A 13221-nucleotide genomic window follows, 5' to 3' on the forward strand; every position below is an offset into this window, starting at 1 on the left:
CGCGCTCACCGCGCTGGTCAACCGGTACGCCCGTGCGCAGGGCCTGCTGAAGGACAAGGACGAGAACCTCTCCGGCGAGGACGTGCGCGAGGGTCTCACCGCCGTCATCTCGGTCAAGCTCTCCGAGCCGCAGTTCGAGGGCCAGACCAAGACGAAGCTCGGCAACACCGAGGCGAAGGCCTTCGTGCAGAAGGTCGTCGGCGACCGCCTCGGCGACTGGTTCGACCGCAACCCGCAGCAGGCGAAGAACGTCGTGCGCAAGGCGATCGACGCCGCGACCGCGCGCCTCGCGGCACGCAAGGCGCGCGAGACGGCCCGCCGCAAGAGCGTCTTCGAGTCGGCGTCGATGCCCGACAAGCTGAAGGACTGCACGAGCAAGGACCCGTCGATCAGCGAGATCTTCCTCGTCGAGGGCGACTCGGCCGGCGGCTCGGCCGTGCGCGGCCGCAACCCCGAAACGCAGGCGATCCTGTCGCTGCGCGGCAAGATCCTGAATGTCGAGAAGGCCCGGCTCGACCGCGCGCTCGGCAACAACGAGATCCAGGCGATGATCTCGGCGTTCGGCACGGGCATCGGCGAGGACTTCGACGTCTCGAAGGCGCGGTATCACAAGATCGTCCTGATGGCGGATGCCGACGTCGATGGCCAGCACATCACGACACTGCTGCTCACTCTCCTGTTCCGCTACATGCGCGGGCTCATCGAGGCCGGCTACGTGTATCTCGCGCAGCCGCCGCTCTATCGGCTCAAGTGGTCGAACGCCGAGCACGAATACGTGTACAGCGACCGCGAGCGCGACGCGCTGCTGGAGGCGGGCATCGCGGCCGGCAAGCGCATCCCGAAGGACAACGGCATCCAGCGCTACAAGGGTCTCGGCGAGATGAACCCGAAGGAGCTGTGGGAGACCACGATGGATCCCGAGACCCGCACGCTCCTTCAGGTCACGATCGACGACGCGGCCGCCGCCGACGAGATCTTCTCGATCCTCATGGGCGAAGACGTCGAGTCGCGCCGCGGCTTCATCCAGCGAAACGCGAAGGACGTGCGCTTCCTCGACATCTGAGTCGAGTGCGAACGATACGGAACTGAGAGCGAATGACTGACGACATTTCGACGGGCTCGATGACCGGGGGCGCCGAGGACTCCGGTCACAACCACGGCAACATCGACCAGGTCGACCTGCAGCTGGAGATGCAGCGCAGCTACCTCGACTACGCGATGAGCGTGATCGTCGGGCGCGCGTTGCCCGACGTGCGCGACGGCCTGAAGCCGGTGCACCGCCGCGTGATCTATGGCATGTACGACGGCGGGTACCGCCCTGACAAGGCGTTCTCCAAGTGCGCGCGCGTCGTGGGCGAGGTCATGGGTCAGTACCACCCGCACGGCGACGCCGCGATCTACGACGCTCTCGTCCGTCTCGTGCAGCCGTGGTCGATGCGCTACCCGCTCGCGGCCGGCCAGGGCAACTTCGGCTCGCCCGGCAACCAGGGGGCCGCCGCCCCGCGGTACACCGAGACCAAGATGGCGCCGCTCGCGATGGAGATGGTCCGCGACATCGACGAGGAGACCGTCGACTTCGAGGACAACTACGACGGCCACACGCAGGAGCCGACGGTGCTGCCGGCGCGTTTCCCGAACCTGCTCGTCAACGGGTCGGTCGGCATCGCGGTCGGCATGGCGACGAACATCCCGCCGCACAACCTGCGCGAGGTCGCCGACGGCGCACTGTGGGCTCTGGAGCATCCGGATGCCACGCGCGAAGAGCTCCTCGAGGCTCTCATGTCGCGCATCCACGGCCCCGACTTCCCGACCGCGGCGCAGATCCTCGGTACGCGCGGCATCCGCGACGCGTACCGCACCGGCCGCGGGTCGATCACGATGCGCGCCGTCGTCAACGTCGAGGAGATCCAGGGCCGCACGTGCCTCGTCGTCACCGAGCTGCCGTACCAGGTGAACCCCGACAACGTCGCGGTCAAGATCCGCGACCTCGCGCGTGACGGCCGCATCACCGGCATCGCCGACATCCGCGATGAGACGAGTGACCGCACTGGTCAGCGCCTCGTGATCGTGCTCAAGCGTGACGCAGTCGCGAAGGTCGTGCTGAACAACCTGTACAAGCACACGCAGCTGCAGGAGAACTTCGGCGCGAACATGCTCGCGATCGTCGACGGCGTGCCGCGCACGCTGGCGCTCGACGGCTTCGTCGCGCACTGGATCGATCATCAGATCGAGGTCATCGTGCGCCGCACGCGCTTCCGTCTGCGCAAGGCCGAGGAGCGCATGCACATCTTGCGCGGCTACCTCAAGGCTCTCGATGCGCTCGACGAGGTCATCGCGCTCATCCGCCGGTCGCCCACGGTCGACGATGCGCGTGAGGGCCTGAAGCAGCTCCTCGACATCGACGACATCCAGGCCGACGCGATCCTGCAGATGCAGCTGCGCCGCCTCGCTGCCCTCGAGCGTCAGAAGATCGTCGACGAGGCGACCGAGCTCGAGGCGCAGATCGCCGACTTCCAGGCGATCCTCGCCGACCCGATCCGCCAGCGCTCCATCATCCGCGACGAGCTCAGCGAGATCGTCGACAAGTACGGCGACGAGCGCCGCACGCAGATCCTTCCCGGGTTCGACGGCGACATGTCGATCGAAGACCTCATCCCCGAAGAGGAGATGGTGGTCACGGTCACACGCGAGGGCTACATCAAGCGCACGCGCAGCGACAACTACCGGTCGCAGCACCGCGGCGGTAAGGGCGTCAAGGGTGCGCAGCTTCGCGCCGACGACGTCGTCGAGCACTTCTTCGTGACGACGACCCACCACTGGCTCCTCTTCTTCACGACGAAGGGCCGCGTGTACCGCGCCAAGGCGTACGAAGTGCCGGAGGCGGGCCGCGACGCGAAGGGCCAGCACGTCGCGAACCTGCTCGCGCTTCAGCCGGGCGAGGAGATCGCGCAGATCCTCGACATCCGCGATTACAACGTCGCGACGTACCTCGTACTCGCCACGCGCAACGGTCTCGTCAAGAAGACGCGACTCACCGAGTACGACACGAACCGCCAGGGCGGCGTCATCGCGATCAAGCTCCGCGGCGGCGCGGGCGACGTCGACGAGGGCGACGAGGCGATCGGCGACGAGCAGAACGGCGACGAGGTCGTGAGCGCGATGCTCGTGAACGAGGACGACGAGATCCTCCTCATCAGCCGCCATGGCATGTCGTTGCGCTTCGCCGCCACCGACGAGACGCTGCGCCCGATGGGCCGCGCGACCGGCGGCGTCAAGGGAATGTCGTTCCGCGACGGCGACAGCGTGCTGTCGGCATCCGTCGTTTCGGACGATGGATACGTGTTCGTCGTCACCGAAGGCGGCTACGCCAAGCGCACCGCGGTCGAGCAGTATCGCCCGCAAGGACGCGGCGGTCTGGGCATCAAGGTCGCCAAGCTGAACGAGGACCGCGGCGACCTCGCGGGCGGTCTCATCGTCAGTGAGGACGACGAGGTCTTGGTGGTTCTTGCCAGCGGCAAGGTGGTACGCTCTGCCGTGGCCGAGGTGCCCGCCAAGGGCCGTGACACCATGGGTGTCGTGTTCGCCCGCCCTGACGACGACGACCGCATCATCGCGATCGCGCGCAACGGCGAACGCGGACTCACCGAGACGGCGGATGCCACCACCACCGCCCCCGCGGACGCCGACGTGAACCCGGCTCCCGAATCCCGTGAAGGGTCCTCCCCCGAGACCCCCGAAGAGAGTCCTGAAGCATGACCACTGTCGCCGACAAGCTCGCCCGCAAGTCCAGTCACAAGACGACCGCCAAGCAGGTGCGCCTGCGCCTCGTCTACATCGACTTCTGGTCGGCGGTGAAGCTCTCCTTCCTCGCCGCCGTCGCCATCGCGATCGTCACGGTGGTGGCGTTCTTCCTGATGTTCCTCGTCGTGCAGACGACGGGCCTCATCGGGACGGTGGACGAGTTCTTCCAGAGCCTGTCTGACGGCGGAGTGTCGCTCACGACCTTCATCGGCCTGCCGCAGGTCATGGCGTTCGCGTCGATCGTCGCGATCCTGAACCTCGTCGTCGTGACGGTGATGGGTGCCGTGATCGCCGGCATCTACAACCTCGCCGTGAAGATCACCGGGGGGCTGCTCGTCGGCTTCACGTCGAACTGATGCTGCGCCCGCTCCGATTCGGAAATTCGTCTCGGGTCGGGTAAAGTCTTGGAGGTTGCGACGCACGCGTCGCCTTCCGAAACGGGGCTATAGCTCAGGCGGTTAGAGCGCTTCACTGATAATGAAGAGGTCCCAGGTTCAAGTCCTGGTAGCCCCACCATCCCAAGCCCCGGGGCCTTAGCTCAGTTGGTAGAGCGCCTGCTTTGCAAGCAGGATGTCAGGAGTTCGAATCTCCTAGGCTCCACCACGCACAGAAGACGGATGCTGCGGCATCCGTCTTCTTGTCTTCTCACCCGCCGCCGGGGTTCAAGCATGTACGAATTGACGTACGTGATATGAGATGTCAGAATTCTCGTACATCACCATTCATGTCGTAGATTTCGTACACGACCGCACCGCCCGGAGTCCACATGTTCGTCGCGACCGCACGAGACTGGGGCAACATCGTACGCGATCGCCGTGTCGAGCTCGGAATGACTCAGCAGGAACTCGCCGAGCGCGTCGGTCGCGCGCGACAGTGGGTCGTCCGCTTCGAGTCCGGCCACGCCGGCAGCGCGAGCATCGCCGACCTGATCAGACTGCTGGACGCGCTGGACCTCTACGTGGAAGTCGATGCGATAGAGGAGGACCCGGACCCCATGTTTCTCAGCGAGCCCGACGCATCGGGTGCGAGCGAGCTATGAGGTTGACCGTCTACCTCCGCGGGACCCGTGTCGGATGGTTCGAGCAGCGCGACGGGGGCCAGATCACGCTGGAGTACGACGCAGCCTGGCAACGCTCGGCGGGCCGCATCGAGCTGTCGCTGTCGCTGCCGAAGAGTCGCGTTCGCCATGTGGGGACGGCGCCGGGCAACTACTTGTGGAATCTGCTGCCCGATAGTGACGAGGTCCTCGAGCGCTGGGGCAGGCGGTTCGGCGTATCGCCCCGCAACCCCCTCGCGGTGCTCGGCCATGTCGGCATGGACACCGCGGGCGCGGTGCAACTGGTGCCGAGCGACGATTATGACGAAGCCGTGCTCACGGGAGAGAGCGGCGTGGAGCCCATCGACGATGCGGGGATCGCCGCGCACCTGCGTGAACTGCGGAAGGACCCGTCGGCATGGGTCACCTCGGACGATGACGCCGGGTACTTCTCCCTGGCAGGTGCTCAATCGAAGTTCACGCTCTTTCGCGCCGCCGACGGATCATGGGGGCTCCCGGCCGGTCGCATGGCATCCACGCACATCGTGAAACCCGGGGTGCAGGGTCTCGAACGGAGCGATCTCAACGAGCACCTCTCCCTGCGCGCTGCGCATCTCCTCGGTCTCCAAGTGGCGGAGAGTCGTGTCATGCGATTCGACGGAGAGACCGCGATCGTGGTGAAGCGATTCGATCGGATCCGCCCAGCCGAGGGCGAGATCATACGCTTGCACCAGGAAGACTTCGCACAGGCGACGGGAACGCATCCATCCGCGAAGTACCAGAACGAGGGCGGTCCCGGCATCGCCGAGATCGGCACCATGATGCGGGAGTACCTCGGCTCGGCGGCGGCGCGAAGCGTGGAGCGCTTCTTCGAGGCGACCCTTTTCAACTGGGCCGCCCTCGGAACCGACGCGCACTCGAAGAACTACGCGCTGCTGTACCCCCCCAGTCGAACAGCTCCGCCGCGACTCGCGCCGCTGTACGACCTCGGCTCGGCCCTCGCGTACCCCGAGATCAACAACCGCAAGGCGAAGCTCGCGATGTCGTACTCGGGGCACTATCGGACATTCGAGATCGAGCCGAGGCACATCGTCCGCGAGGCGGCGGGAATCGGGCTGGCGGAAGACTGGGTGATCGACCGCGCGAGGCACATCGTCACCGGGTTGCCGGATGCGCTGAGCGAAGCGGCGCGGGAGGCTGATCTCACGGGCGACGACGCCGCTTTCGCGGGCACGCTCGTCGAGAAGGCCGGCGAGCGCTCGGATTCGCTGATCCGCCAGCTCGCGCGCCCCTTGTGATCCCGACCTCGGTCACGCTCCGAAGCCCGGGTCGACGGTCTGGCCGACGAGGAAGTGGCTCCGTGATCACGGCTCCGCCGTCGTGGCGAGTCGGATGAGTAGGGTGGTCGCGTGGATCTGCGCGTCGCCGCCTACGCGGTCATCACCGACGACGACCAGCGCGTGCTGCTCGCGCATTGGAACGACCCGAATCATGCGGCGTGGACTCTCCCCGGCGGCGGCCTCGATCCGGGCGAGGATCCGGCCGACGCCGTCTTGCGCGAAGTGCTCGAAGAGACCGGCTACTCCGTGCGCGTCGATGCGCTGCTCGGCATCCACTCACGCGTGATCCCCGCGGCGCGGCGCATCTCGGCGGGCGCTGTCGGTCCGCTCCACGCACTTCGCATCGTGTACCGGGCGTCGGTCGTCAGTGGCGATCTGCGTTTCGAGCTCGACGGCTCGACCGACCGCGCCGAGTGGTTCCCGCTCGAAACGATCCCTGAGCTCAAGCGCGTCGAGGTCGTGGACGTCGCGCTCGGCATGGCCGGGCTCGCCTAGGCGGCCGGCTCCCCCGCGACCTGCGAGATGTCGGCGACGGTCGCGCCGAGCGCCTCGATGAGCGCATCCGCGTCGACGAACATGCTGTACCCGTGCGCACCCGCGCCCATCGCGATGCGCTGCCCGGTGATGCGCTCGTCGGCGTACACGGGCCACGCGTGCGTGCTCCCGATCGGAACGATGGTGCCCCGCTCGTAGCCCGTGGCCTCGAACGCGCGCTCGGGATCCGGCAGCTGCAGGCGGTTCACACCCACGACCGCACGCAGCTTAGGCCACGAGATCGCGCGGTCACCCGGTACCAGCGCGAACAGGTACGTGTCGTCGCTGCGCTTGACGACCAGCGTCTTCACGATGCCGGCCGGCGCGATGCCCAAGAGCTCAGCCGCTTCGGGCAGGCTCTTCGCGACGGGACGTTCGCGGAACTCGACTTCGAGGCCGAGAGCGGATGCCGCGGACCTCGCCCGCTCGAGCGGATCGGCGTCGCCCTGACTCACGCGTCCGGCGCGCGAAGCGGGTCGTCCGCGACCCAGAGCTCATCGTCGGCGCGGAGCGTCTGCCACGCGGCGTAGAAGACGCCGATGGCGGCGGCCACCCCGATGAGGATCGCAATGATCCCGCTCGCACCGAGTCCGCTCTTCTTGGGCGGTGCGGGCGCGAGCTTCGCGGCGAGGGCCTTGGTCGCGCTCTTGCCGTACGCGTCGGCCTTCTTGGCGTACTTCTTCGCGTCGAGTCCGCCGAACCCGCGTCCGGCCGCAAGGCGCGCGCGCGTGTCGTTGGCGGCGTCCCACACCGAGAGTCCAGCGCCCACGACGGCACCGGCGGTGGGGACCACCTTGTCGGTCAGCACGGTCTTCGAGAACTTCATGCCCTTGTCGACATAAGGCGCGGCGTAGCGGTCGTACTTCTGCTTCACCGTCGGCACGAGCTCGTCGCGGCCGTAGTTGCCGAGCTGGCGGCCGGCTTCCTTCGCCACAGTGGCCGCCTCGGCCAACAGTACCTGCTGCGACTCCCACAGGTTGTTCGCCTGGTTCTGGAGTCTGCGGAGTTCCTTCTTGCGCTTGCGGCTCTTGCTCACGGGGCCCTCCCTACGCATGGGCGTGTCGGTCTCCCATCTTGCCAGACCTGGATCGAGGCGGAAGGGCTTGCGGAGAACTCTGAGAGAATGTACGCATGCCTCAGCACACCGCCGTCGCCACCATTCACACCAACCACGGCGACATCGTCGTCAACCTGTACGGAGACCACGCACCTCGCACCGTGCAGAACTTCATCGGTCTCGCCGACGGCTCGCAGGAGTGGACGCACCCGGCGACGGGGCAGAAGGGCGAGGGCCCGCTCTATCAGGACGTCATCTTCCACCGCATCATCCCCGGCTTCATGATCCAGGGCGGCGACCCGCTCGGTCAGGGCGTCGGCGGTCCGGGTTACACGTTCAACGACGAGATCCACCCCGAGCTCACCTTCCAGAAGCCGTACCTGCTCGCGATGGCGAACGCCGGTCTGCGCCGCAACGCGATCACCGGCGCGGTCGAGGGCACCAACGGCTCGCAGTTCTTCATCACCACCGACCCGACCCCGTGGCTGCAGGGCAAGCACACGATCTTCGGCGAGGTCGCCGACGACGACTCGCGCTCGGTCGTCGATGAGATCGCCCGTGTCCCCACCGCCGCAGGCGACCGCCCGGTCGACCCGGTCGTCATCTCCTCGATCGACGTCGTCGCGGTCTGACCGACGCCTGAGACCGATCGCGACCACCCGTGACCTCGGCCGAGCCTCGCAACAGCGACGACTACTGCTACCGGCACCCGGACCGGCAGAGCTTCGTGCTCTGCCAGCGGTGCCTGCGCACGATCTGCCCCGAGTGCCAGACCCAGGCGCCCGTGGGCGTGATCTGCCCGGAGTGCCTTCGCGAGCAGCAGGGCGCGCAGAGCCCTGCGCAGCGAAAGGCCGAGCGTCGCTGGGCGACGGCGCGGCCCGTGGCGGTGCCGGTCGACACGCGGCCGCTCGTGACGTACGCGATCATCGGGATCACGGTGGTCGCGTACATCGTCACCCTCATCCCGGGGCTGAACGCCGAGGCCTGGCTCGCATACAACAGCGCGTTCGTGCTTCCCGCGAGCGGTGTTCCCTTCCAGCCGTGGCGACTGTTCACGGTGCTGCTCGTCCATGACGGGTTCTGGCACGTCGGGCTCAACATGCTCGCGCTGTGGATGATCGGCCGAAGCCTCGAGCCTCTCGTCGGGCGATGGCGCTTCCTGGCGCTCTACCTCATCAGCGGGCTCGGCGGATCCGTCGCCGTGGCGCTCCTCGCTCCCTTCACCTGGGTGGTCGGGGCATCCGGTGCCGTTTTCGGCCTGTTCGGAGCCCTGCTCGTGATCGGGCGCCACATCGGCGCGAACATGCGCGGCATCGCGATCATCATCGGCATCAACCTCGCGCTGCCCTTCGTGTTCGCGCTCATCGGCGCGATCGGCAGCGGGTCGTTCGCGATGGCGCTGAGCGCGATCCGCATCTCGTGGCAGGCGCACCTCGGCGGGCTCATCGCCGGCGCCCTCGTCGGATTCATCTACGCGCGCACCCGTCAGCTGCGCCAGCGCCCGCTCCAGGTCGGACTCCTCGTCGGCCTCACCGTGGTGCTCCTCGCACTGCTCGTGATCCCCGCTGTCTTCTACCTGTGATGCGTTCACGCGCATAGTTATCCACAGGTTCATCCACACGTGGGGATGAATCACACCGATGTAATTACCCACATGTGGACACATCGGTGGATAAGAGAAAGCACCGCCCGAAGACGGTGCTTTCGAAGAGTCGGATGCCGCGGCTAGCGCCAGCGCGTGGTCATGAGGAAGCCGATGAACGCGATGCCGAAGCCGATCACGAGGTTCCAGCCCTCGATGCCGGGGATCGGGTAGTTGTTGCCGCTCAGGTAGAAGACCAGCACCCACACGAGCCCGACGAGCATGAGCCCGATCATGATGGGCTTGAACCACACCGGGTTGGGGGCGGCGTCGCCTTCGCCGCGTTCGACGAGGGCGTCGTCGTCTTTGCCTGCACGTGCCATGCCGACAGTCTACTGTCAGCGCGGCTCCAGCACCGATCAATAGAATCCACCTGTGGACGACGACGCACCCGTCGAGTCGGCCGACGCGCAGCGTGCACGTGCGGCCGATCGACGCCGTCCCGATCGGCCTCGGGCATCCGTCATCGGCGTCCTCGGCGAGATCCTCATCACCGTCGGCGTGGTCGTGCTGCTCTACGTCGCGTGGCAGATGTGGATCGGTGACTGGATCTTCGGTGCCGAGCGCAACGCGGCCGGCCAGGAGCGGTCCGTTGAGTGGCAGGAGAGCTACGAGGCATCCGACCCCGACCCTTTGCCGACCACAGAACCGGATGCCTCGGGCGAGACGCCGACCACCGCGGATCCGATCATCCTTCCCGAGCCCGCCGACGCCGAAGTCTTCGCCGTCATGCGCGTGCCGCGCTTCGGGCCGGACTACGCGGTCGAGATGGCGGGGGGCGTCAGCCGCGCGCGGACGCTCGACACGATCGGCATCGGACACTATCCCGGCACGCAGATGCCGGGCGAGCCGGGCAACTTCGCCGTCGCCGCGCACCGCACGACGTGGGGCAAGCCGTTCAACCGCATCGCGGAGCTCCGCGTCGGTGACGCGATCGTCATCGAGACGCCCGACGGCTGGTACACCTACCGCTTCCGCACGCTCGAGTACGTGCGACCCGACGAGGTCGACGTGCTGCTGCCGGTGCCGCAGAGGCCCGACATCGTGGAGGCGACGACGGCGTACATGACGATGACGAGCTGCAGCCCCATGTTCGGGCTCGCCGAGCGGATCGTGGCGTACAGCGTGTTCGAGTCGTTCACGCCACGCTCGGCCGGCCCGCCCGCCTCGCTCACCGAAGGAGCGGCCTGATGTACGCAGCCCTGTGGCGCATCCTCCCCGGTCCTGCCTGGGTGAGGGTGATCATCCTGCTCGTGCTGCTCGCGGCTGTGCTCTTCGGACTCTTCTACTACGTCTTCCCGTGGGTGAGTCAGTTCATCATCCCGCAGGAAGTCACGGTCGAATGAGCGACGATCAGCGCGGCGAGCGTGTCCTCGTCGTCGACAACCAGGACAGCTTCGTCCACACGCTCGTGGGCTACCTGCACGAACTGGGAGCCGACACCGACCTCATCGAGGCGGACGCGATCCACGAGGGCGAAGCGGCCGGTGCGATCGACGGGTACCGCGCCGTGCTCGTCTCGCCGGGACCGGGAACGCCCGCGCGCGCCGGCGCCTCGATCGCCGTCGTGCGCGAGGCGGCTTCACGGGAGGTGCCCCTTCTCGGCGTGTGCCTCGGGCACCAGGCGATCGGCGAGGCGTTCGGCGCCCGCGTCGATCATGCGCCCGAGCTCATGCACGGCATGACCTCGCTCGTGCACCACGGCGGCCACCCGCTGTACGGCGGCCTGCCCGACCCGTTCGTGGCGACGCGCTACCACTCGCTGGCGATCGTGCCCGAGACCCTTCCCGACGAGCTCGAGGTCACGAGCAGCACCGACAGCGGCGTCATCATGGGCGTGCGACACCGCGACGCTCCGATCGAGGGCGTGCAGTTCCACCCCGAGAGCGTGCTCACCGAGGGTGGGTACCGATTGCTCGGCAACTGGCTGGCGTCGGTGGGATTCACGGATGCCGCGGCCCGCGGCGCCGCGCTGCATCCGCGTCGCTGATCTGCTCTGACGGATCGCTCGGAGTGCGCGGGACGCGCTACTCCTCCGGCTCTCCGCCCGCCGCACCCGTGCAGTACGTGAGCGTGATCGTCGAGTGGACGGGCACGTCGCCGGGTGGAAGTGACTGCTGCGACACGATCGGCGGGTCGACGGCAGGACACGTCGGATCTTCCAGCGTGTCGACCGTGAGTCTGATGTCGGGCGCCTCGAGCGCCGTTCGGGCGGCTTCGACCGTGTAGCCGCGATAGTCGAGGATCGTCACCTGTCCGGATGCGACAACGAGATTCACCGCCGATCCCTTCGCGACTTCCGCGCCGGTCGCGGGATCGGACGAGATCACCATGCCCTGGGCGAGATCGGGATCGTTCCGGCTCGTGACGGTGCCTAGAGTGAGCCCAGCCGCCGTGAGCGCGTCGCTCGCCGCGTCGCGACCGAGTCCCTCGAGCACGGGGACGGTAGTAGTCTCCTGCCCGCTCGACACGTAGACGCGGATCTCCTGGCCGACCGCGACCGAGACATCCGCCTCCGGATCGGTGCGGATGACGATGCCCGCGGCGACCTCGGTGCTGGGCTCATCGATGCGTCGTGCGATGAGGTCTTCCTCGCCGAGTTCGACGGTGGCGCGTTCGTAGGTCATGCCGGTCACGTCGGGAACGATGCGTGCGGATGCCGGGACGTCGCCGCCCGGGCGGATTGTGAGCACCCAGAAGAGCACCGAGATGAGGAGCACCGCGAGCACCGCGACACCCGCCCAGATCCATGCGACCGGAGGGCCGGCCTGCGTGCGCTTCATCGTCGAGTCGGTGCTGAGCTGGCGGAGGGAGCGGGCGGTCTCTGCGGCCTGCCGCGGATTGGGCCCATACAGCTCGCTCGTCAGCGCCCCGACCTGACGACGTGACGGATTGCGCCCGCCGATCGTCGCGTCGAGCGCCTCGCGGAACGTCGCTGCGTCCTGATAGCGCTGGAACGGATCCTTCGCGAGGGCCCGCAGCACGACCGCGTCGAGCGCTCGTGGGACCGTCTCGTTGACCTCGGACGGCGCGGTGGGCGCCTCGCTCACGTGCTGGTACGCCACGGCGACCGGACTCTCGCCGCGGAACGGCGGCCGCCCGGTGAGCAGCTCGTACAGCACGACGCCGGTCGAGTAGAGGTCGGCGCGGGCGTCGACAGGCTCGCCCTTGGCCTGCTCGGGCGAGAAGTACGCGGCCGTGCCGAGAATCTGCGTCGTCTCGGCGACCGTCGACGAGCTGTCGGACACCGCTCGCGCGATGCCGAAGTCCATGACCTTGACCTGGCCTGCCGGGGTCACCATGACGTTGCCGGGCTTGATGTCGCGGTGGACGACCCCCGCGCGGTGGGAGTACTCGAGCGCCTCGAGGATGCCGTCGACGTAACGCACGGCGTCGGCGACCGGCACGGGACCCTGGGCGATGATGTCCTTGAGGAGCGACCCGTTCACGAGCTCCATGACGATGTAGGGGACAGAGCGGATGCTGCCGTCCGGCGCCGTCTCGGAGTCCTCGCCCGCGTCGAACACGCGCACGATCGTGGGATGCGCCATGCGAGAGGCGGCCTGCGCCTCGAGCCTGAACCGCGTGCGGAAGGCGTTGTCGCCGGCGAGCTCGCGATCGAGGATCTTGATCGCGACCTGGCGCCCGAGCGTCAGGTCGTAGCCGCGGTACACGGTCGCCATCCCGCCCCGACCGATCTGCTCGTCGACGCGGTAGCGCCCCGAAAGCACGCGCGTCTCAGCAATCACGGTCACTCCCTGGGATCGAAACAGAGTCAGCCTAACCGACCGCGGGGTGTCCGCCGCGCGTC

General features: G+C 67.6%; 15 protein-coding genes and 2 tRNA genes. 13 read left to right on the plus strand and 4 right to left on the minus strand.

The window, feature by feature from the left end; translation table 11 throughout:
* The 8 genes from VFF97_RS01820 to VFF97_RS01855 form a co-directional block, all read left to right on the plus strand.
* Positions 1-1063, plus strand: a 1063-nt coding sequence (locus VFF97_RS01820; RefSeq protein WP_325031785.1) for a toprim domain-containing protein, incomplete at its 5' end; no start/stop codon positions are given.
* A gap of 32 nt (positions 1064-1095) precedes the next feature.
* Positions 1096-3756 carry a DNA gyrase subunit A gene (gene gyrA, locus VFF97_RS01825; RefSeq protein ID WP_325031786.1) on the plus strand — a complete coding sequence of 887 codons (2661 nt, stop codon included), beginning with the start codon at positions 1096-1098 and terminating at the stop codon, positions 3754-3756.
* Positions 3753-4157, plus strand: coding sequence for a DUF3566 domain-containing protein (locus tag VFF97_RS01830; RefSeq protein ID WP_325031787.1), 405 nt, complete (start codon positions 3753-3755; stop codon positions 4155-4157). The genes gyrA and VFF97_RS01830 overlap by 4 nt, the downstream gene beginning before the upstream one ends.
* Before the next feature lie 83 nt (positions 4158-4240).
* Positions 4241-4317, plus strand: a tRNA-Ile gene (locus tag VFF97_RS01835).
* Positions 4318-4328: 11 nt separating this feature from the next.
* Positions 4329-4404: transfer RNA gene (locus VFF97_RS01840), tRNA-Ala, on the plus strand.
* 163 nt (positions 4405-4567) lie between these two features.
* Positions 4568-4840 carry a helix-turn-helix transcriptional regulator gene (locus VFF97_RS01845; protein ID WP_325031788.1) on the plus strand — a complete coding sequence of 91 codons (273 nt, stop codon included), beginning with the start codon at positions 4568-4570 and terminating at the stop codon, positions 4838-4840.
* On the plus strand, positions 4837-6135 hold the full coding sequence (locus VFF97_RS01850; RefSeq protein ID WP_325031789.1) for a type II toxin-antitoxin system HipA family toxin: 1299 nt from the start codon (positions 4837-4839) through the stop codon (positions 6133-6135). The genes VFF97_RS01845 and VFF97_RS01850 overlap by 4 nt, the downstream gene beginning before the upstream one ends.
* A 111-nt stretch (positions 6136-6246) precedes the next feature.
* A complete protein-coding gene (locus VFF97_RS01855) occupies positions 6247-6672 on the plus strand; it encodes an NUDIX hydrolase (protein ID WP_325031790.1) in 426 nt (141 codons plus the stop codon).
* Here the strand turns inward: VFF97_RS01855 and VFF97_RS01860 are convergent.
* Together VFF97_RS01860 and VFF97_RS01865 are read right to left on the minus strand one after the other, a co-directional pair.
* The gene (locus VFF97_RS01860) at positions 6669-7166 is read right to left on the minus strand and encodes a YbaK/EbsC family protein (RefSeq protein ID WP_325031791.1); all 498 of its coding nucleotides are present in this window, start codon (positions 7164-7166) and stop codon (positions 6669-6671) included. The genes VFF97_RS01855 and VFF97_RS01860 overlap by 4 nt on opposite strands.
* Positions 7163-7747 (minus strand): DNA helicase, encoded by a 585-nt coding sequence (locus VFF97_RS01865; RefSeq protein WP_325031792.1) that lies wholly within the window; start codon positions 7745-7747, stop codon positions 7163-7165. The genes VFF97_RS01860 and VFF97_RS01865 overlap by 4 nt, the downstream gene beginning before the upstream one ends.
* 95 nt (positions 7748-7842) lie before the next feature.
* On the opposite strand from VFF97_RS01865, the gene VFF97_RS01870 reads away from it, so the two are divergent.
* Both VFF97_RS01870 and VFF97_RS01875 read left to right on the plus strand, forming a co-directional pair.
* Positions 7843-8400, plus strand: coding sequence for a peptidylprolyl isomerase (locus VFF97_RS01870; protein ID WP_325031793.1), 558 nt, complete (start codon positions 7843-7845; stop codon positions 8398-8400).
* Between the two features lie 29 nt (positions 8401-8429).
* On the plus strand, positions 8430-9350 hold the full coding sequence (locus VFF97_RS01875) for a rhomboid family intramembrane serine protease (protein WP_325031794.1): 921 nt from the start codon (positions 8430-8432) through the stop codon (positions 9348-9350).
* A 143-nt stretch (positions 9351-9493) separates the two neighbouring features.
* Here VFF97_RS01875 and VFF97_RS01880 read toward each other — a convergent pair whose 3' ends face one another.
* Positions 9494-9733, minus strand: a complete 240-nt coding sequence (locus tag VFF97_RS01880; RefSeq protein ID WP_325031795.1) for a cell division protein CrgA — start codon at positions 9731-9733, stop codon at positions 9494-9496.
* 52 nt (positions 9734-9785) lie between these two features.
* Here VFF97_RS01880 and VFF97_RS01885 point away from each other — a divergent pair, with 52 nt between their 5' ends.
* From VFF97_RS01885 to VFF97_RS01895, 3 genes are read left to right on the plus strand one after another with little or no spacing between them, the layout of a single operon-like run.
* Positions 9786-10601, plus strand: coding sequence for a class E sortase (locus tag VFF97_RS01885; RefSeq protein ID WP_325031796.1), 816 nt, complete (start codon positions 9786-9788; stop codon positions 10599-10601).
* The gene (locus VFF97_RS01890; RefSeq protein ID WP_325031797.1) at positions 10601-10756 is read left to right on the plus strand and encodes a hypothetical protein; all 156 of its coding nucleotides are present in this window, start codon (positions 10601-10603) and stop codon (positions 10754-10756) included. The genes VFF97_RS01885 and VFF97_RS01890 overlap by 1 nt, the downstream gene beginning before the upstream one ends.
* The gene (locus VFF97_RS01895) at positions 10753-11400 is read left to right on the plus strand and encodes a glutamine amidotransferase-related protein (protein WP_325031798.1); all 648 of its coding nucleotides are present in this window, start codon (positions 10753-10755) and stop codon (positions 11398-11400) included. Before VFF97_RS01890 ends, VFF97_RS01895 begins: the two co-directional genes overlap by 4 nt.
* 37 nt (positions 11401-11437) lie before the next feature.
* Here the strand turns inward: VFF97_RS01895 and pknB are convergent, their stop codons facing one another.
* Complete coding sequence (pknB, locus tag VFF97_RS01900) at positions 11438-13159, minus strand: Stk1 family PASTA domain-containing Ser/Thr kinase (protein WP_325031799.1); 1722 nt, start codon at positions 13157-13159, stop codon at positions 11438-11440.
* Positions 13160-13221 lie beyond the last annotated feature (62 nt).

It is taken from the genome of Microbacterium sp., from assembly GCF_035687345.1.
Lineage (GTDB): Bacteria > Actinomycetota > Actinomycetes > Actinomycetales > Microbacteriaceae > Microbacterium.